The organism is Enterobacter cloacae complex sp. Mu1197, assembly GCF_040059225.1.
In the GTDB taxonomy this organism is placed as follows: Bacteria; Pseudomonadota; Gammaproteobacteria; order Enterobacterales; family Enterobacteriaceae; genus Enterobacter; species Enterobacter quasiroggenkampii.
Window position 1 is genome coordinate 2,182,391 of the sequence record NZ_CP157375.1, and the last position, 17,491, is coordinate 2,199,881.

The 17,491-nt window shown below is 55.1% G+C and carries 20 protein-coding genes and 1 pseudogene; 14 read left to right on the forward strand and 7 right to left on the reverse strand.

Annotated features, from left to right (window positions below; translation table 11 throughout):
* Nucleotide 1: 1 nt before the first annotated feature.
* The 8 genes from paaH (at nucleotide 2) to ABFV38_RS10415 (ending at nucleotide 7,495) form a co-directional block, all read left to right on the forward strand.
* Entirely contained in the window at nucleotides 2–1,426 is a 1,425-nt protein-coding gene (gene paaH / locus ABFV38_RS10380; RefSeq protein ID WP_348959328.1) for a 3-hydroxyacyl-CoA dehydrogenase PaaH, read from the forward strand.
* Nucleotides 1,416–1,838 (forward strand): hydroxyphenylacetyl-CoA thioesterase PaaI, encoded by a 423-nt coding sequence (gene paaI / locus ABFV38_RS10385; protein WP_023327372.1) that lies wholly within the window; start codon nucleotides 1,416–1,418, stop codon nucleotides 1,836–1,838. Before paaH ends, paaI begins: the two co-directional genes overlap by 11 nt.
* Nucleotides 1,838–3,043 carry a 3-oxoadipyl-CoA thiolase gene (gene pcaF, locus ABFV38_RS10390; RefSeq protein WP_348959329.1) on the forward strand — a complete coding sequence of 402 codons (1,206 nt, stop codon included), beginning with the start codon at nucleotides 1,838–1,840 and terminating at the stop codon, nucleotides 3,041–3,043. Before paaI ends, pcaF begins: the two co-directional genes overlap by 1 nt.
* Before the next feature lie 27 nt (nucleotides 3,044–3,070).
* Nucleotides 3,071–4,387 carry a phenylacetate--CoA ligase PaaK gene (paaK, locus tag ABFV38_RS10395; RefSeq protein WP_048030638.1) on the forward strand — a complete coding sequence of 439 codons (1,317 nt, stop codon included), beginning with the start codon at nucleotides 3,071–3,073 and terminating at the stop codon, nucleotides 4,385–4,387.
* 185 nt (nucleotides 4,388–4,572) lie between these two features.
* Complete coding sequence (gene paaX / locus ABFV38_RS10400; RefSeq protein WP_028016008.1) at nucleotides 4,573–5,508, forward strand: phenylacetic acid degradation operon negative regulatory protein PaaX; 936 nt, start codon at nucleotides 4,573–4,575, stop codon at nucleotides 5,506–5,508.
* Between the two features lie 9 nt (nucleotides 5,509–5,517).
* Complete coding sequence (gene paaY, locus ABFV38_RS10405; protein ID WP_039025627.1) at nucleotides 5,518–6,114, forward strand: phenylacetic acid degradation protein PaaY; 597 nt, start codon at nucleotides 5,518–5,520, stop codon at nucleotides 6,112–6,114.
* 102 nt (nucleotides 6,115–6,216) lie between these two features.
* Nucleotides 6,217–6,960 carry an SDR family oxidoreductase gene (locus ABFV38_RS10410; RefSeq protein WP_235403017.1) on the forward strand — a complete coding sequence of 248 codons (744 nt, stop codon included), beginning with the start codon at nucleotides 6,217–6,219 and terminating at the stop codon, nucleotides 6,958–6,960.
* A 52-nt stretch (nucleotides 6,961–7,012) separates the two neighbouring features.
* A complete protein-coding gene (locus ABFV38_RS10415; protein WP_235403019.1) occupies nucleotides 7,013–7,495 on the forward strand; it encodes a glutathione peroxidase in 483 nt (160 codons plus the stop codon).
* A gap of 89 nt (nucleotides 7,496–7,584) precedes the next feature.
* On the opposite strand, the gene ABFV38_RS10420 is transcribed toward ABFV38_RS10415, so the two are convergent.
* A complete protein-coding gene (locus ABFV38_RS10420; protein WP_235403029.1) occupies nucleotides 7,585–8,484 on the reverse strand; it encodes a LysR family transcriptional regulator in 900 nt (299 codons plus the stop codon).
* Between the two features lie 128 nt (nucleotides 8,485–8,612).
* Here ABFV38_RS10420 and ABFV38_RS10425 point away from each other — a divergent pair, with 128 nt between their 5' ends.
* Nucleotides 8,613–9,185: a flavin reductase gene (locus ABFV38_RS10425; protein ID WP_021241342.1), complete on the forward strand. Its 573-nt coding sequence runs from the start codon at nucleotides 8,613–8,615 to the stop codon at nucleotides 9,183–9,185.
* A 240-nt stretch (nucleotides 9,186–9,425) separates the two neighbouring features.
* Here ABFV38_RS10425 and ABFV38_RS10430 read toward each other — a convergent pair whose 3' ends face one another.
* Together ABFV38_RS10430 and ABFV38_RS10435 are read right to left on the reverse strand one after the other, a co-directional pair.
* On the reverse strand, nucleotides 9,426–9,887 hold the full coding sequence (locus tag ABFV38_RS10430; RefSeq protein ID WP_008502363.1) for a GNAT family N-acetyltransferase: 462 nt from the start codon (nucleotides 9,885–9,887) through the stop codon (nucleotides 9,426–9,428).
* 63 nt (nucleotides 9,888–9,950) lie between these two features.
* On the reverse strand, nucleotides 9,951–10,553 hold the full coding sequence (locus ABFV38_RS10435) for an XRE family transcriptional regulator (protein ID WP_235403966.1): 603 nt from the start codon (nucleotides 10,551–10,553) through the stop codon (nucleotides 9,951–9,953).
* Nucleotides 10,554–10,596: 43 nt separating this feature from the next.
* Between ABFV38_RS10435 and ABFV38_RS10440 the strand changes: the two genes are divergently transcribed.
* Both ABFV38_RS10440 and ABFV38_RS10445 read left to right on the forward strand, forming a co-directional pair.
* Complete coding sequence (locus ABFV38_RS10440; RefSeq protein ID WP_348959330.1) at nucleotides 10,597–11,292, forward strand: B3/4 domain-containing protein; 696 nt, start codon at nucleotides 10,597–10,599, stop codon at nucleotides 11,290–11,292.
* Nucleotides 11,293–11,313: 21 nt separating this feature from the next.
* Nucleotides 11,314–12,207, forward strand: a complete 894-nt coding sequence (locus ABFV38_RS10445; RefSeq protein WP_235403962.1) for a dihydrodipicolinate synthase family protein — start codon at nucleotides 11,314–11,316, stop codon at nucleotides 12,205–12,207.
* Between the two features lie 127 nt (nucleotides 12,208–12,334).
* Here ABFV38_RS10445 and ABFV38_RS10450 read toward each other — a convergent pair whose 3' ends face one another.
* From ABFV38_RS10450 to ABFV38_RS10460, 3 genes and pseudogenes are all read right to left on the reverse strand, one after another.
* Nucleotides 12,335–12,700 carry a VOC family protein gene (locus ABFV38_RS10450; protein WP_348959331.1) on the reverse strand — a complete coding sequence of 122 codons (366 nt, stop codon included), beginning with the start codon at nucleotides 12,698–12,700 and terminating at the stop codon, nucleotides 12,335–12,337.
* 13 nt (nucleotides 12,701–12,713) lie between these two features.
* Nucleotides 12,714–13,151, reverse strand: a pseudogene (locus ABFV38_RS10455) (glyoxalase).
* Nucleotides 13,152–13,230: 79 nt separating this feature from the next.
* Nucleotides 13,231–14,391 carry an MFS transporter gene (locus ABFV38_RS10460; RefSeq protein ID WP_348959332.1) on the reverse strand — a complete coding sequence of 387 codons (1,161 nt, stop codon included), beginning with the start codon at nucleotides 14,389–14,391 and terminating at the stop codon, nucleotides 13,231–13,233.
* A gap of 130 nt (nucleotides 14,392–14,521) precedes the next feature.
* Between ABFV38_RS10460 and ABFV38_RS10465 the strand changes: the two genes are divergently transcribed.
* Both ABFV38_RS10465 and ABFV38_RS10470 read left to right on the forward strand, forming a co-directional pair.
* Entirely contained in the window at nucleotides 14,522–15,058 is a 537-nt protein-coding gene (locus ABFV38_RS10465) for a MarR family transcriptional regulator (RefSeq protein ID WP_069719293.1), read from the forward strand.
* A 24-nt stretch (nucleotides 15,059–15,082) separates the two neighbouring features.
* Nucleotides 15,083–16,006: a LysR substrate-binding domain-containing protein gene (locus ABFV38_RS10470; protein ID WP_348959333.1), complete on the forward strand. Its 924-nt coding sequence runs from the start codon at nucleotides 15,083–15,085 to the stop codon at nucleotides 16,004–16,006.
* Between the two features lie 47 nt (nucleotides 16,007–16,053).
* Here ABFV38_RS10470 and ABFV38_RS10475 read toward each other — a convergent pair whose 3' ends face one another.
* Nucleotides 16,054–16,524 (reverse strand): hypothetical protein, encoded by a 471-nt coding sequence (locus ABFV38_RS10475; RefSeq protein WP_348959334.1) that lies wholly within the window; start codon nucleotides 16,522–16,524, stop codon nucleotides 16,054–16,056.
* 250 nt (nucleotides 16,525–16,774) lie between these two features.
* On the opposite strand from ABFV38_RS10475, the gene ABFV38_RS10480 reads away from it, so the two are divergent.
* Nucleotides 16,775–17,452 (forward strand): DUF1963 domain-containing protein, encoded by a 678-nt coding sequence (locus ABFV38_RS10480; protein WP_059354829.1) that lies wholly within the window; start codon nucleotides 16,775–16,777, stop codon nucleotides 17,450–17,452.
* Nucleotides 17,453–17,491: the final 39 nt, after the last annotated feature.

Sequence of the window (17,491 nt, forward strand, 5' to 3'; positions counted from 1 at the left end):
GATGCTGAATATACGGACTGTCGCCGTGATCGGCAGCGGCACGATGGGCGCAGGGATTGCCGAAGTCGCCGCCAGCCACGGTCATCAGGTGCTGATCTACGACATCTCCAGCGATGCGATATCGCGCGCCATCGACGGGATCCGCCAGCGTCTGGCCTCCCGGGTAACGCGCGGGAAACTCTCCGCCGATGCCGGGAGCCAGATCCTGGCCCGGCTGGTTCCCGTCACGGATATCGACGCGCTCTGTGCGGCCGATCTGGTCATAGAAGCGGCCTCAGAGCGTCTGGAGGTGAAAAAGGCGCTGTTTGCTCAACTGGCTGAGATCTGCCCGCCGCAGACGGTGCTGACCAGCAATACCTCTTCCATCTCCGTCACGGCGATTGCGGCGGACGTCCACCACCCGGAACGCGTCGCAGGCCTGCATTTCTTTAACCCGGCGCCGGTCATGAAGCTGGTGGAGGTGGTCAGCGGGCTGGCGACCTCCCCGGAAGTGGCCGACGCGCTGTGCGAGCTGGCGCTGAACTGGGGCAAACAGCCCGTTCGCTGCCAGTCAACGCCGGGGTTCATCGTCAACCGCGTCGCGCGTCCGTTCTATTCCGAAGCCTGGCGCGCGCTGGAAGAACAGGTCGCTCCGCCGGAGGTGATTGACGCCGCCCTGCGTGAAGGCGGCGGCTTCCCGATGGGGCCGCTGGAGCTGACCGACATGATTGGTCAGGACGTCAACTTTGCGGTGACCTGCTCGGTATTTAACGCCTTCTGGCAGGAGCGTCGTTTTCTGCCTTCGCTGGTTCAGCAGGAACTGGTGCTGGCAGGAAGGCTGGGCAAAAAGAGTGGGAAGGGCGTGTACGACTGGCAGGGTGAAAAACCTGACGTGCAGTGGGTTGAGTCGGTGAACGACCGCTATAGCCCGATGCGCGTGGAAAAAAGACGTGACGGCGTCACGGAAATAGATGATGTCTATCTGGTTGAAACGCAGGGCGAGACCGCGCAGGCGCTGGCGCTGCGGCTCAACGGCCCGGTGGTGGTGGTTGACCGCATTGAGCGCGACGTGGCGGTCATTGCCGCTGCCGCCAGCAACCCGCATACCGCGACGCAAAAAGCCATCCGCTACCTGCAGCAGCAGGGGCATCGGGTGGTGCAAATTGCCGATTATCCCGGCCTGCTGATCTGGCGGACGCTGGCGATGATTGCCAACGAGGCGCTGGATGCCCTGCAAAAAGGGGTCGCCAGCGAGAAGGACATCGACACGGCCATGCGCCTAGGCGTGAACTACCCGAGCGGGCCGATCGCCTGGGGCGAGCGCCTGGGCTGGCAGCGCCTGCTGACGCTGCTGGAGAACCTGCAGCGTCATTACGGCGAAGAGCGCTATCGCCCCTGTTCACTGCTGCGCCAGCGCGCGCTTCTGGAGAGTAGCTATGAGTCATAACGCCTGGCATAACGCCCGCGCCATGTACGAACGGGACGCCTGCGCGCAGGCGATGGGAATGGACATTGTCGAGATGGACGAGGGCTACGCGGTGGTGACCATGACCATCACCCCGCAGATGCTGAACGGCCACAAAACCTGCCACGGCGGCCAGCTGTTTTCGCTGGCGGACACCGCCTTTGCCTACGCCTGCAACAGCCAGGGGCTGGCGGCGGTAGCCTCCGGCTGCTCGATTGACTTTCTGCGTCCGGGCTTCGCCGGGGACACACTCACTGCCACCGCGCGGGTGAAGCATCAGGGCAAGCTGACCGGCGTGTATGACATTGAAATCCAGAACCAACAACAGAAAACCGTCGCCCTTTTTCGCGGAAAATCTCACCGCATCGGCGGCAGCGTGACAGGAGAGGCCTGATGCGTGACGCATTTATTTGTGATGGCGTTCGAACCCCGGTGGGCCGTTACGGCGGCGCGCTTTCCGCTGTTCGAACTGACGATCTCGGTGCTGTGCCGCTGCGCGCGCTGCTGACCCGCTACCCGCAGCTCGACCTGGAGCGGATTGACGACGTGATTTTCGGCTGCGCCAACCAGGCGGGGGAAGATAACCGCAACGTGGCGCGCATGTCGTCGCTGCTGGCCGGTGTGCCGCAGACGGTCTCCGGCACGACGATCAACCGCCTGTGCGGTTCCGGGCTGGACGCGATTGGTTTTGCCGCGCGCACCATTAAGGCGGGCGACGGCGACCTGCTGATCGCGGGCGGCGTGGAGTCGATGTCCCGCGCGCCGTTTGTGATGGGCAAAGCCACCGCGGCGTTTCAGCGACAGGCGGAGATCTTCGATACCACCATCGGCTGGCGATTTGTGAATTCGCTCATGCATCAGCAATTCGGAACTGACAGTATGCCGGAAACGGCAGAGAATGTAGCTGAATTGTTAAATATCAGCCGTGCCGATCAGGACGCCTTCGCGCTGCGCAGCCAGCAGCGTACCGCGCAGGCGCAGCAGAACGGCGTTCTGGCGCAGGAGATCGTCCCGGTGCCGGTGCCGGGTAAAAAAGGGGCGATCACTGAGTTCAGCGTGGATGAACATCCGCGCGCGGACACCACGCTCGAACAGCTTGCCGGGCTGAAAACGCCGTTCCGTAAGAACGGGGTGGTCACGGCCGGAAATGCCTCCGGGGTTAACGACGGCGCGGCGGCGCTGATTGTCGCCAGCGAGAAGATGGCGCTGGCGCAGGGGTTAGTTCCTCGCACGCGGATCGTGGCGATGGCGACGGCGGGCGTGGAGCCACGTCTGATGGGGCTCGGCCCGGTGCCGGCCACCCGCAGGGTGCTGGAGCGCGCCGGACTCAGTATTCACGATATGGACGTCATTGAGCTTAACGAAGCCTTCGCCGCGCAGGCGTTGGGCGTGCTGCGTCAGCTGGGCCTGCCGGATGATGCCGCGCACGTCAACCCGAACGGTGGCGCGATTGCGCTGGGCCACCCGCTGGGCATGAGCGGCGCCAGGCTGGCGCTGGCCGCGAGTAACGAACTGCACCGACGCGGCGGGCGCTACGCGCTGTGTACGATGTGCATCGGTGTGGGTCAGGGCATTGCCATGATCCTTGAGCGTGTTTGAGCATAAAAACAATGTGAGTACCCTACAATGACAAATACAACAAAGCTTGATCCGATTGAAACGGCCTCCCTTGACGAGTTACAGGCGCTACAAACCGCGCGTCTGAAATGGACGCTGCATCATGCCTATAACAACGTGCCGATGTACAAACGCAAGTTTGATGCTGCGGGCGTTCATCCTGACGATTTCAAAGAGCTGGCGGATATCCGTAAGTTCCCGTGCACCACCAAGCAGGACCTGCGGGATAACTATCCGTTCGATACCTTCGCCGTGCCGATGGAGCAGGTGGTGCGCATTCACGCGTCATCCGGCACCACCGGCAAACCGACGGTTGTCGGCTACACCCAGAGCGACATCGACAACTGGGCCAACCTGGTGGCGCGCTCCCTTCGCGCCGCGGGCGGCAGCGCGAAGGACAAAATTCACGTGGCGTATGGCTATGGCCTGTTTACCGGCGGGCTGGGGGCGCACTACGGCGCCGAGCGTTTAGGCGCGACGGTGATCCCGATGTCCGGCGGCCAGACGGAGAAACAGGCGCAGCTGATCCGTGACTTCCAGCCGGACATGATCATGGTGACGCCGTCCTACTGCCTCAACCTGATTGAAGAGCTGGAGCGCCAGATGGGCGGCGATGCCAGCACCTGTTCCCTGCGAGTGGGCGTCTTCGGCGCCGAGCCGTGGACGCAGGCCATGCGCCGTGAAATTGAAAAACGCTTAGGGATTACGGCCCTGGACATCTATGGCCTCTCCGAAGTGATGGGGCCGGGCGTGGCGATGGAGTGTATCGAAACCGTCGACGGCCCGACCATCTGGGAAGATCACTTCTACCCGGAGATCGTCAACCCGAACGACGGCACGCCGCTGGATGACGGTCAGCAGGGCGAACTGCTGTTCACCACGCTGACCAAAGAGGCGCTGCCGGTGATCCGCTACCGCACCCGCGACCTGACGCGTCTGCTCCCGGCAACCGCGCGCAGCATGCGTCGTATGGATCGGATCAGCGGCCGCAGCGACGATATGCTGATCATTCGCGGCGTCAATGTCTTCCCGTCACAGCTGGAAGAGGAAATAGTGAAGTTCGAACACCTTTCTCCGCATTACCAGCTTGAGGTGAATCGTCGCGGACATCTTGATTCACTTTCCGTGAAGGTGGAGCTGAAAGAGAGCAGCCTGACGCTGACGCACGAGCAGCGTTGCCAGGTGTGCCACCAGCTGCGCCACCGTATTAAGTCGATGGTGGGGATTTCCACCGACGTGACGATCGTGAACTGCGGCAGCATCCCGCGCTCGGAGGGCAAAGCCTGCCGGGTATTTGACCTGCGTAAAGTTGCGGCCAACGGTTAAAACAACACCCCCCTCATCCTGGCCTTCTCCCCGAAGGGGAGAAGGGACGGTACGGTGCGGTCTTTTGCCTCCTCAGAAAGGGCGAAGGGACTGCTCGGTGTGGCATTTTCCCCTCTCCCCTCTGGGGATAGGGTCAGGGTGAGGGTCCTATGCTATGATTCATCCAGGACAAAAATAACAACAGAATGAATCACATGAATAAACTCGACGCCTTTATCCAGCACGCGGTCAGCTCCGTTCCCGTCAGCGGGACCTCGCTTATCTCCTCGTTATACGGTGACGCGCTTTCCCATCGCGGCGGTGAGATTTGGCTCGGCAGCCTGGCTGCCTTACTGGAAGGCATGGGGTTTGGCGAACGGTTCGTGCGTACCGCGCTGTTTCGCCTCAACAAAGAGGGCTGGCTGGACGTCTCGCGCATCGGGCGACGCAGCTTTTACCGCCTGAGCGATAAGGGGCTGCGTCTGACGCGTCGCGCGGAGAATAAGATCTACCGCGCGGAACTGCCCGCCTGGGACGGTAAATGGTTATTGCTGCTCTCCGAGGGGCTGGATAAAACCACCCTGGCCGACGTTAAAAAGCAGCTGATCTGGCAGGGGTTTGGCACGCTGGCGCCGAGCCTGATGGCCTCGCCGTCACAGCATCTGGCGGACGTGCAGTCCCTGCTTCACGATGCCGGCGTGGCGGAAAACGTGATTTTCTTTGAAGCCCACTCGCCGCTGGCGCTCTCCCGCGCCGCGCTGCGTTCGCGGGTGGAGGAGTGCTGGCAGTTAACCGAGCAAAACGCGATGTACGAGTCGTTTATCAGCTCGTTCCGGCCGCTGCTGCCGCTGCTGAAAGAGGCCGCGCCGGAGGAGCTGACGCCGGAACGCTGCTTCCAGATCCAGCTGCTGCTGATTCACTTTTATCGTCGCGTGGTGCTGAAAGACCCGCTGCTGCCGGAAGAGTTACTGCCTGCGCACTGGGCGGGACAAAGCGCCCGACAGCTCTGCATTAATATCTATCAGCGTGTCGCGCCGGGGGCGCTGGCGTTTGTCAGCGAGAAGGGCGAAACCTCTGTCGGCGAACTGCCCGTGCCCGGCACGCTCTACTATCAACGCTTTGGTGGTCTTACAAGCGCATAAGGAGGGAAGATGCCTGTTTATCAAATTGATGGCCTGACGCCGGTCGTGCCGGACGAGAGCTACGTTCATCCCACAGCGGTACTCATTGGCGACGTGATTCTGGGCAAAGGCGTGTATGTCGGTCCCAATGCCAGCCTGCGCGGTGATTTTGGCCGTATCGTGGTGAAAGACGGGGCGAACATTCAGGATAACTGCGTGATGCACGGTTTCCCGGAGCAGGACACGGTGGTGGAAGAGGACGGGCACATCGGCCACAGCGCCATTCTTCACGGCTGCGTGATCCGCCGCAATGCGCTGGTGGGCATGAACGCGGTGGTGATGGACGGGGCGGTCATTGGTGAAAACAGCATCGTCGGCGCGGCGGCGTTCGTGAAGGCCAAAGCGGAGATGCCCGCCAACCATTTGATCATCGGCAGCCCGGCCAGGGCGATCCGTGAGCTGAGCGAGCAGGAACTGGCCTGGAAGCAGCAGGGCACGCGGGAATATCAGGTACTGGTGGAGCGCTGCAAGCTGACGATGCATCAGGTAGAGCCACTGCGCGAGGTTGAGCCTGAACGCAAGCGGCTGACGTTTGATGAGAATTTACGGCCGAAGTCGGCGGTGTAGGACGGGAAGTTCGCGCCACGGCACTAACGGGAAGATGTAACCCTGCCTCACCATGCTATAAATCCTCCGACACAGACTCATCACGATAAAGGACGCAGAGTTATGCTGAGAGGAAAACGCGCTGTTATCACGGGTGGCGGCGGGGGATTTGGTCAGGCGCTGTGCGTCTGGCTGGCGCGAGAGGGCGTTGACGTGGATTTTAGTGCCCGTCGGGTCGAGGATATAGAAAAAACCTGCGCCCTCATCGCGGCTGAAGGGGGTGTGGCAAGAGGGTATCTCTGCGATTTAGCCCAGCCGGAATCCGTTTCTCAGTTCTCTTCGCAGGTCTTACATGCAGACAGGCCAATCGATATTTTACTACTGAATGCTGCTCAGTGGCTGTCAGGGACAATAGACGAACAATCGAGCGCAGAAATCGTCAATACCGTCAGTTCAGGCCTGACAGGTTCAATCCTGCTCACCCAGGCGTTGCTTTCAGGATTGCGACGTTCAGACGACGCAGACATCATTGCGATTATATCCGCATGCGGTATTCCGAACTTTACAGATTCCATTGCCCATCCCGCTTTTTTTGCCAGCAAACATGGAATGAGCGGCTTTATCACCAAACTGTCAAAACAATTGTCCCGGGAAAATATAAGGGTGACCGGCTTGTATCCACCCGATTTTGAACTTACCGGGTTAGACGCGCTTGTCGACGATCGCTCACGAATGGGGGAGCGTTTAATGAATGGACGATCTGTCTGGGAAACGGTGCGTTTTGTGCTCACTCAGCCCCGTAGCTGCCACATTGGTACCGTCTACTTTCAGGGCCCCACTCGCGAAGATCTGGAATGTCAGTCCTGAACCTCGTATTTTTGTATCCACCTCTCGATTTAGCAGAACAGGGACCACACAGATGACGCGCTTTTACGAGTTTACCGCTACCAGCCTTGATGGCCGACCGATCTCTATGGCCGACTATGCGGGTAGGGTGGTTCTGGTTGTTAATACGGCCAGCCAGTGCGGCTTTACGCCCCAGTATGCGGGTCTTGAAGCGCTGTACAAAAAATACGCCGATCAAGGGCTGGTGGTGCTTGGCTTCCCCTGCAACCAGTTCGGTAAGCAGGAGCCTGGCGGAGCCGACGACATCTCAAAGACCTGTTACATTAACTATGGCGTCAGCTTTCCCATGTTCGAGAAAGTCGAGGTCAACGGCGCCGCAGCACATCCGATTTTTCGTTATCTGAAAGACGAATTGCCCGGCGTGCTGGGTGGGCGGATCAAGTGGAACTTTACCAAGTTCCTGGTCGGAAGAGACGGTAAACCCCTCAAGCGCTTTGCACCGGTGACCACGCCCGAGAAAATGGAGGAGGCAATTGTTGCGGCACTGGGAAGGTGAGTGTTTTTGTCGCTAGAGCCATCTGTTTGTCGGGGATAGCCGATGTTCTGATGTCCGCTCTGTGCCAGATGCGGACGTGGAGGAGAATGTTATTTTGATGCGAAATATTTGCGTAATATTTTTTCTAATAGCGAGAAAACGACCGTCACCCTTTTTGGAGTAATCAGCTGGTAAGGCCGATATAAATAAAATTGCCATTTCTCCTGTCGCAGTTCTGGCAATGGGGGAACAAGTTGGCCGCTTGCTAAGTACTCCCTACAGATAAAGTCGCTGGACTGTACAACCGTTCTCCCGGCCAATGCAGCCTGAATTTCGGCATATGGATCTGTAGTATAAAACTCAATATGACGAGGGACAAAAGTATTTACTGCGTCACTCATAAATTCAAATGATTTTCCCGTCTCAGGATTAATTAAACCACTAAATGGATAACGCTGTCGAAGATCTTCTAAATCAGTAGGTGCTCCCAGGCGCTCAATAAGTTCAGGGGATGCAACCAAAATATGTTCAACTTGTCCGATATTTTTAATGATAAAGTTTGGGTTAGGTTCTCTCCCTACGCGTATACCTATATCGATACGATGCTCAATAGTATCAAGTTTCATCATATCTAAACGCCAGTCGATAAATAACTCAGGATAGGGACGTAGTGCAGTCAATAGTTCATACAAGATTTGTTCATGATTTGGAAATCGAAGTAATGTGATACGAACAATACCCTTCATTTCATTATCATCTTTCGCTGTCTGAAATAGTTTTTCAGAATCTTCAAGCAGTCGCTTCGCTTGGGGTAAAAATAGTTCGCCGAAACTAGTGAGAAAGATCGAACGCGTATTGCGTTTGAATAAAGGTTCACCAAGTTGTTTCTCCAGCTCAGCGACTGTTCGGGTTACTACTGATGGTGAAACCGACAGCTTGATGGCTGCTTCGCGGAAGTTCAAGGTCTCAGAGGCGATGATAAAAGATTTTAGAGCGTCAAGTTTGTCCATGATTATTGTGAAATTTGCAATAATGTATTTTGATAATAGCAATTAATTTGCAACTATTCCAGCCATATAATAGAACAATCAAATAAGTAACCTGTCTTACTTTTTATCAGAACTCAAAAGAGTAAACTATGTCAATTCAACCAGTAGAGTTAAACAAAGCCTATCGTTTATTACAGGTCGGGCCAACGACGATGATATCGGCTAAAAATGATGGCATTGAAAATGTCATGGCAGCTGCCTGGGTGGGATTAGTAGGCAATAACAAAGTGATGGCTTTTATAGGTCCACAGGCATTTACTCGCGGGCTTGTAGAAAAAAGCGGATATTACGTTGTACAGATCCCAGTAGTAAATCAGATGGAAATGGTTTTATATGCTGGAGGTCACAGTTATTCCGACACACCCGATAAAAATAGTAAAATCCCACTATTTTATCAGAAAGAGTTTGATCTGCCTTTAGTGGAAGGTTGCGCTGGCTGGTTAGTATGTAAGGTCATACCCAATGAAGAAAATGAAAAGCAGCACAACTTGTTCATGGGGGAAATTGTCGGAGCATGGAGTGATGACCGCGTTTTCAAAAATGGGCACTGGATTTTTGATGATGCACCAGATGAATTACGTACTGTCCATTACGTTGCTGGCGGACAGTTTTACGCCATTGGCAAAGGGACAAAATTTAATTATGGGCCGGGAAAAGACTAATCCTTACTTCTGCATAAATGTAGCCATATAACATGGCTACATAGAGGTAGTAGCATAAAAGAACAACCTACTTAAGATGTTTGCTTCTCACTCACAGCGGACCTTTAGCTCAGTTAGCATATCCGCTCAGTGCCAGAAGCGGATGTCGTAAGATTCGTTCGGCTAAAAGAGCAAATTCTTCTGCATCAGAGTGACAGGCCCTGCGGATTCACATTTATCATTACTCTCTGAAAAGTACTTTTATTTTTGCCCGGGGTTACGATAAATATCGGGTCGATTGATTTGCCAGACAAAATCTGGTCGGTTCAATGGGTTATACCCCAGCTTCTGGTATAACCATGGCGCGCTGTCGGTTACCAGCATTATCCGTCGCAGACGTGACAACAATGGATGGGCATGACAGCATTCAATCAGCCAACGTCCAAGACCACTTTTCTGATAATCGTTCAGCACGTAGACGTCACACAAATAACCAAAAGTGGCATAGTCTGTGACCAGACGGGCGAAGCCGATTTGTCTTGTTCCATCCAGGAGCGCGAAACAAAGGCTGTTCTGGATTGATATCCTGACCGTTTCAGCATCAATACCAGGAGCCCAGGACGATTGCGAGAGGTAATCGTGAATGGCTTCCAGCTGAAAAAAGCTGGGATCGGTTGTGACAATAAATTTGTCTTTGGTAAAACGCAGATGCTGATTATTCACCGAACTCCTCCTTTTGGGCTACTTGTGATGAGGCACAGGGCTGTCCTCTATGCCGGGGAATGCTCAGGATGCTTTTTCATGTACTGTCATGATAAATACCAGCGGGTTCTCCCCCTGGTTTTCATAGAAATGAGGAACGTCCGTTCTGGCGGTTGCCGAACAGCCAGTATTTACCCGATACACGTGTTCCTGTACGCCGAGTGTGAGCGTGCCCGACTGCACATAAAACAGTTCAAGCGTTCCTTCCGTGTGGCCGGGGGACGCAAACTTTTCCCCCGGCTGCATTTCCCACATCCAGAGCTCGGTCATATCAGGGCCACCTGACCCTGCGAGCAATCTTGCTCTCCCGCCTTTTTCACCTTCCCACAATTCAGGGATCTCATCTTCAGCGATGAGATGCACGGTCGGTTTTGAACTGACATCCACAAAATCAGCCACTGAAACCCCCATTGCGGCAGCCAGGCGGCATAGCAGGGCAATGCTGGGATTCGCCCGGCATCCCTCTATCTCAACCAGCGCTCCCTTGCTGACGCCTGCCCGACGCGAGAGTTCATCAAGGGAGATTTTCTTTTGCTTACGATACAGTTTTATTCGCTGCGATACGGCTTCATTCACGGAACTGGCGATCGAATTTGCATCGGTCATTAAATTGACTTTTCTGGTCATTGGTCATTATCATGGAATAAATTGGTCATTACAGGATTATCACGTGCTAACAGTATCGCCGTCAATTGCCCCTGAAATTTATCGTATTGCTCCCGGTTTTCGGGCACTCAGCATCTGCGTAAAAGCTGCGCCAGTGCTTAATCCCGACAATGGAGAAATGGCGCTGCGTGAAGCCTGTGAAGCCGTTCTGGCCGGTGAACCAGAGTGGGCGGACTCTCATCTGGCGGCATGGGCCGACGTTTTTCAAAAGTTTGGTGCTAAACCTAAACGCACTCCTTGCTCAGCGGATGCGTTACGCAAGCGCGTGTTACGTGACGGAACGATGCCAGCGCTCGATCCTATCGTTGATCTTTATAATGCCGTTAGTCTCCGCTATGCCGTTCCGGTTGGTGGAGAGAATCTCTCTGCCTATCAGGGGGCGCCGCGTCTGACTGTGGCAAAAGGAACAGAGCCTTTTGATACCGTCAAAGAGGGAGAGGCAGCCGTTGAGTATCCTTCACAAGGCGAGGTTATCTGGTGTGATGATATCGGCGTGACCTGCCGTCGCTGGAACTGGCGACAGGGGATCAGAACCCGCTTAGGCGTGGAAGCTCAGGAAATGTGGTTCATTCTGGAGAGTCTCCCGCAGATGCCGCTGGATAGACTTCACGAAGCCGGGAAGATGCTGACCGACGGCCTGGAAAAAATGATGCCCGGTCTGTGGTTTGAAGTTGCTCTCATCGAAGAACAACAGCAGTAATACCCTTCAGGAGAAACAGTTATGTTTACCGGTTTGTCGGCGTTTCCATTAACCCCAGTCACTGCCAGCGGCGTGGATGAAAAGGGTTTCAGCCATCTTCTTTCCCGTCTTACAGACGCTCAGGTTGATTCTATGGGCATCCTGGGGTCAACCGGAAGCTACGCCTATCTGACCCGGGAGCAGCGCAAGCGCGTAGCAACGCTGGCAAAACAGCATGCAGGGAACATCCCCGTTATGGTGTGTGTGGGAGCGGTCAGTACCGATGCCATTCTGCATCTGGCAGATGATGCACAGGCAGCTGGTGCGAATGCGCTGTTACTCCCGGCGGTCAGTTACCAGCCACTCCGTGACGAAGAAGTCTTCTCACTCTTTGAGACCGTTACCCGGCACGTTTCTGTACCGGTGTGTATCTATGATAATCCGGGCACTACGCATTTTACCTTTACGGATGAACTCCACGGTCGTCTCTCCTCACTTGAGGGGGTTCGCTCGGTCAAGATCCCTGGCGTCCCGGATAGCCCCGCTGCAGCGATTGAGCGGGTGAATGCGTTACGTCAACATTTGCGCCCTGGCGTAACAATCGGTATTAGTGGCGACGCTTATGCGGGGCTGGGATTAAACGCCGGTTGTGAAGTGTGGTATTCCGTGTGTGGCGGTCTGTTCCCTGAGATGGCGAAACAAATCACCGAAGCTGCGGCGGCAAACGATCATCAACGCGTTACAGCCCTGACAACCCGCCTCGAGCCGTTGTGGTCGCTCTTCCGGAAACATGGGGGAAGTATTCGCGTTATTGCCGCTGCTGCTGGTGTGCTTGGGCTTACCGACATGGATTGCCTGCCTCGACCTCTGCAACCATTGTCAGCTGGTGATATCGCGGATATTGCCCATGTGATAAGCATGCTGGAGCTGAAGTGATCTCTCCGCAGGAGACGGGGTGTCTACCGGTCCTTTTGAAACCTGGTGGGGGATCAATCGTCAGATGTTTGACACAAGTTCTTTAGGTCCGCTCTTCGCTAAAAGCGGACCATACTTTAAAACTTTATTAGTGACGTGACTCTTCCTCTCCTGAGAGCGTATCCGCATCAGGTGAATAATTCCGGTAAACGCATGCCAGTTTATGCCCGTCAGGATCGCGCAGATAGGCAACATAAAAATCGGGGCCGTAGGCGGTTCGTGTACCGGGCACGCCTTCATCCTTTCCTCCTGCACGGAGGCCCGCTGCATGGAAACGTCTGACAATTTCCGCGTTATCGGCTCTGAATGCGAACATTGTCCCGTTTCCCGCCGTCGCGGGTTGCTGGTCAAAAGGAGGACAAATGCAGAAGCTAAATTCGTCATCCGGATGATTTTCGTTTCCCCACATTGCCCAGCTATCAGTCCAGGCGGGCAGACGTGAATAGCCCAGCACCTTATAACATGCTCTATCCACGCAGCCACGGCGTAATCGTCAGACCGGTCAGCAAACCTTCCGGGCTGAGCAGGCGAGTGACGGTCTGCCCCCACGGTTCCGTGCGGTTGGCGACCAATAACCGATAGCCTTTTTCACTCAGAACACGGGTAGCGGAATCGAGATCCTGCACCTCGTATTCAATTCATCCCTGCGGTATCGGATGCTCCACGGGCCACTGCGCTTCACCAAAACAGGACGTTGCCGCCTGTGACAGCGGCCAGACGGCAAAATGCTTCACGCCCGGTAAGCGTCCCTCTTCAGTGAGCAGATAATCGGCATTGCCCTCCATCGGCTTCAGCGGCAGTGCAAGAGTCTGGATATAAAACGCGGTGCTGGACGCTGTATCCTGTGAAATGGGCCCGAACCCGGCGACGAACATGACATCAATTCCCGGTAACGTCTGCGACATATCCACTCCTTAATAGCCTGAAATGATGGAATTTAGCGTAGAGCCGTCTTAAATACGACTCTCAATTATGGTATCGCATTCACCGCGCCTGCACGTTCACGGTGGGTTTGAAAGTGAACGCGATAACGATCAACAGCACGACTCCTGCACTCATCACCAGCCAGGCGCTGGTCAGCGAGACCGAACTGTCGCGAACGATCCCGGCAACCAGCGGCATGAGCGCGGCGATCATATATCCTCCTCCCTGAACTTTAGACAGTAACTTCCCGGCCTGCGCGGGCGTTCGCGCATGATCGAACGTGACGATAAGCGACAGCGGGAAGAGGGCGCCGATACCGATGCCAAGCAGCAAGGTTGATAAGACCGGCGTGGTGCCCGGCGCAAAGACCAGACACAGTAATCCCGCAAGCAGCAGTAACAGTACTGTTATCAGCGGAACACGGCGGTCGGGGAATTTACCGATCAGCGCGGAGACGGCAAACCCGGCGGCCACCTCGGTTAAGGTCAGCCAGGCCAGCATATAGCCGCTGCTGCGTGCGGACCATCCTGCCTGAATATAGAGCGGGGGCAGCCAGGCTAAGACCAGCGTGTAGGCCCCCGTCCCCACGCCAAAAAAGAGCAGAAGGAGTCCAGTCCGGGAGGAAGAGAGCGTAACGGATTCATGTGCTGTTTGTTCCCCTTGAGGCTGTTTAACCAGGGGTAACCACAGCATCAGCGCCAGCAGCGCGAGCACGCCTGCCATAGCCAGCGCGGGCTTGAGCGAGAGCCATGAAAACAGCGGCTCGGCGCTGGCGGCGGCGACTGCTGCACCGGCCATAATGCCTGTGCTGAATAGCGACATGATCGTGCTGGCCGTTTGCGTATACGCCTTTTTTATCAGGGCAGGCATTAACGCCTGGATCGTGCCGATGCTGGCCCCGCCCAGTAACGCGGTGCCCATCAAACCCGTCAGCGAGGTGCTAAAACCACGTAATGAACAGGCTACCAGCAGGATGAACAGCCCGAGCATAATTCCCCTGACGGCACCGACCCTGGCTAAAAGCCAGGGGCCACACAGGGCAGCCAGTCCCATCATCGCCACCGGCAGGGTGGTCAGCAGGCTGAATTGCGTCGCGGTCAACCCCGCTTCGCGCTGCAGCACGGAGAAAAGGGGGCCAACCGAGGCCAGAATGGGGCGCAGGTTCAGCCCGACGATAAAAGCGATAACGGCGAAGAGTAACGGTGATGTGCGTTTCAACATGGCATCCTTTTCGGTTGTGAATGGCCCAGGCAAATTGCCGCGAGCATTTATCTTAACGTTAAGATAAAATCTGTTTTTGTGTAAGATGTACCGCACAACTCGATAAATTCCCACGCTATCCGGGGTGAAGATGAAAGACCATGTAGACTTCGTTGTCGGCCAGTGGAGCAGCGCCATGCCTGAGCTGGACGCCTCGTCGATGAAAATTTTTGGCCGAATGCTCAGGCTGATGAAGCACCTGGGAAAAGAACGCGCGCAGGCCATGGCACCGTTTGGCTTTCGCGAGGGCGAGTTTGACGTCCTCGCCACGCTGCGTCGCGCCGGGAAGCCGTACTGCCTTTCGCCCACGCAGCTGTATACATCCCTGTTGATCACTTCAGGGGCGATGACGAACCGGCTCAACCATCTTGAACAGCAAGGCCTTATCAGGCGGATTGCCGATCCTGATGACAAGCGCAGCTCGCTCGTAAGCCTGACGCCGCACGGGCAGGCTCGTATCGAACAGGCGCTGCTCGTGCACACGGAAACGCAAAATGCGCTGCTGAGAAACCTCTCTGAGGCGCAGCGCGCGCAGCTTGAGTCTCTGCTCAGGGGGCTGCTGCTGACGTTTCCGGCTGAGGAATGGGGGGAAACGTCACCGAGTGCCGATAATACAAAAACTGCATGATTACACCTGACAAAAAGGGAACGTATGTCTTTACCGCCACTGTATGCACTGCGCGCGTTCGAAGTTGCCGCACGGCTGAACTCCTTTAGCAAAGCGGCTGAAGTCCTGAATATCACGCCGGGGGCGGTCAGCAGGCATGTGCGGACGCTTGAGATGTGGTTTGACTGCGAGCTGTTTAAGCGGCAGGGTCCGAGAGTGGAGGTCAGCGACGCCGGGCGCATTCTGGCCGGGCAGCTTAGCGAAAGCTTCTCGACTATTGAGTGGGCCTGTCGCGCATTCAAAAGTGAAAACCACCTTCTGCGCCTCAAAGCCCCCAGCACCCTGACGATGCGATGGCTCCTCAATGTGCTTAAATCCTTTCGCGAGAACCACGCGAAGCCGAAAATCGAAATCGCCAGCGTCTGGATGGACTTCGACACCGTTGACTTCAGCCGCGAGCCCTACGATTGTGCGATCCTCCTCGGGAACGGCTATTTTGGCGAGTCAACGGAGAGTCGACTGCTGTTCAGCGAATGGCTTATTCCGGTTTGTACGCCGTCTTTACTGGAGCCTGCCCGGCATCAGCTTCCAGAATGCGATCTTATTCATCCGTCACCGGACAGACGGGACTGGAAGCGCTGGCTGAAAAGGACGAGCCTATTCCCCGGCCTCGACATGAGCGGTGGGATCGTATTCGACACCCTGGAGCAGGGAAGCCTTGCGGCCATGCACGGGCACGGCGTGGCGATGGCCGATCTCCGGCTCACGCTCGACGCGCTGAAAAGCGGCCTGCTCGCGCTGCCCTTCAGCGAGGCGATAGCAACAGGAGATGGTTATTACCTTGTCTGGCCCAAAAATTCGCTCAGAGGACAGAGTATTGAACGGTTGCTGGCCTGGCTTAACCTTAATGCGCCAGTGGTGCCCTCTTTGGATATTGTCTGTCTTGATTTCAATGAAAAGCGGATTTAATAAATAGCGGAATATTTATTATGGGATATTCCGCATAATGAACGTATTTATGCGTAGGGAATATTTGCCATCTTTTTATATCTTTCCGGCAGGGCGCTGTTCAGGTTGAGTAATTTATCCAGTATATAAAGCGCAGGCGTTCCCTTTGCGCGTTCAGCTTCGATCAGCGCAGAACGTAACAGATTGGTAGCCGATGTCATTTCACGGAAGTACTCCTCAGATTCAGGCGTCTGAACTTCACCTGACCCCACGTAACGCACCCGGGGCCAGTCCGCGAAGTCAAGAAGCGGAAGGAGCCCGTCGTCTTTGGGCAAATGCGCAGAGAGCAACTCTTCGGCATTACGCGGATTGCTCTGGGCAAAAGAGAGCAGGTGCAGGCGATGAATAAAGGGCGAAAGCACCTCACCGCTATCGTTTTCTGACGAAAGTAACGTTATTAACGCAGGTATATTTTCACCCGCGATGTTTTTTTCAGGTGAGATCATTTTCATTAGATGAAATAAAACATCGAGTGTCATACGTACTCCATAGACATGCAGGTGTATTTATTATTTGAGTTACGCTCTCTGTTCCAGATCAGGAAGAGATTGGGAATGTAGGGATGGTATTTCAATGCGATCAGGTTTGAAAAACGAGAAATAGTGGGAATCAATGTGAGTTTTACTCAACATAGGTTTTATTATTCAATGAGATTCTCCAGATGTGATGATTAACTTACAATGAACAGCAGAATATCTATCCGACAAGCGTCTACAGAGGCGAGCAAACATGAGATTAGAGAGTGCGTCAGTTTTAGAAGAACTCCGAACCAGGCTAAGACCCGCATCGGTCGCGCAGGTCGGTGGGTTTCGGCCGCCTGAAGATCCCATTACGTCATGGTTTCTGAAGGGCGTTTCTCGCGCAGATGAAGGATTACCCACCTGGAAGGGCAAACCAATGTTTCCACTTCTTCAGATCAGGGTCGACGAGCTTCCTGTTATTCCTGATCAGTTGAAGGGCATAGCCCTTCTGGTGTTGTTTCACAATTTGGAACAACACCCCTTTGACGAACCGCACGGTGAAGGATGGTTAATTCGCGAGTATGCCAGCCTTGAAGGGCTTCAGCCATTGCCTGAATTGGACACGCCGTATCGGCCGTTTCCAGTTCAATGGCTGAGTGTCATTGACGATGCTCCTGGATGGGAAGATGCCTGGGATATTATTGATCTCTCTTGCGTAAATGATGATGAGCAGGCCAGTGATAGTTTTTTTGAAGATTTCAATCGCTACAGGGGAACCAAGGTAGGGGGATTTCCGACTGAGATACAACACGGTGTGGGAATCGAAGAGTTTGTTTTTCAGGTTGGGTCAGAAGAAAAAGTAAACTGGATGTGGGCGGATAACGGTATCGGTTACTTTCATCGGTCATCAGAAGGGGAATGGCGGTTTTCATGTCAGTTCTACTGATGAGCTTCCTGTCGGGGGATTGACCACTCATCCGGCAGT

What these genes read in the sequence shown, in the direction of transcription:
- ABFV38_RS10425 (WP_021241342.1), top strand. Translation starts at nt 8,613, where the DNA reads ATGTCAATTCAACCAGTAGAGTTAAACAAAGCCTATCGTTTATTACAG.
- ABFV38_RS10470 (WP_348959333.1), top strand. Translation starts at nt 15,083, where the DNA reads ATGTCTTTACCGCCACTGTATGCACTGCGCGCGTTCGAAGTTGCCGCA.
- ABFV38_RS10460 (WP_348959332.1), bottom strand. Translation starts at nt 14,391, where the DNA reads ATGTTGAAACGCACATCACCGTTACTCTTCGCCGTTATCGCTTTTATC.
- ABFV38_RS10415 (WP_235403019.1), top strand. Translation starts at nt 7,013, where the DNA reads ATGACGCGCTTTTACGAGTTTACCGCTACCAGCCTTGATGGCCGACCG.
- paaH (WP_348959328.1), top strand. Translation starts at nt 2, where the DNA reads ATGCTGAATATACGGACTGTCGCCGTGATCGGCAGCGGCACGATGGGC.
- ABFV38_RS10445 (WP_235403962.1), top strand. Translation starts at nt 11,314, where the DNA reads ATGTTTACCGGTTTGTCGGCGTTTCCATTAACCCCAGTCACTGCCAGC.
- ABFV38_RS10410 (WP_235403017.1), top strand. Translation starts at nt 6,217, where the DNA reads ATGCTGAGAGGAAAACGCGCTGTTATCACGGGTGGCGGCGGGGGATTT.
- pcaF (WP_348959329.1), top strand. Translation starts at nt 1,838, where the DNA reads ATGCGTGACGCATTTATTTGTGATGGCGTTCGAACCCCGGTGGGCCGT.
- ABFV38_RS10475 (WP_348959334.1), bottom strand. Translation starts at nt 16,524, where the DNA reads ATGACACTCGATGTTTTATTTCATCTAATGAAAATGATCTCACCTGAA.
- ABFV38_RS10480 (WP_059354829.1), top strand. Translation starts at nt 16,775, where the DNA reads ATGAGATTAGAGAGTGCGTCAGTTTTAGAAGAACTCCGAACCAGGCTA.
- ABFV38_RS10465 (WP_069719293.1), top strand. Translation starts at nt 14,522, where the DNA reads ATGAAAGACCATGTAGACTTCGTTGTCGGCCAGTGGAGCAGCGCCATG.
- ABFV38_RS10435 (WP_235403966.1), bottom strand. Translation starts at nt 10,553, where the DNA reads ATGACCAGAAAAGTCAATTTAATGACCGATGCAAATTCGATCGCCAGT.
- ABFV38_RS10420 (WP_235403029.1), bottom strand. Translation starts at nt 8,484, where the DNA reads ATGGACAAACTTGACGCTCTAAAATCTTTTATCATCGCCTCTGAGACC.
- paaX (WP_028016008.1), top strand. Translation starts at nt 4,573, where the DNA reads ATGAATCACATGAATAAACTCGACGCCTTTATCCAGCACGCGGTCAGC.
- paaK (WP_048030638.1), top strand. Translation starts at nt 3,071, where the DNA reads ATGACAAATACAACAAAGCTTGATCCGATTGAAACGGCCTCCCTTGAC.
- paaY (WP_039025627.1), top strand. Translation starts at nt 5,518, where the DNA reads ATGCCTGTTTATCAAATTGATGGCCTGACGCCGGTCGTGCCGGACGAG.
- paaI (WP_023327372.1), top strand. Translation starts at nt 1,416, where the DNA reads ATGAGTCATAACGCCTGGCATAACGCCCGCGCCATGTACGAACGGGAC.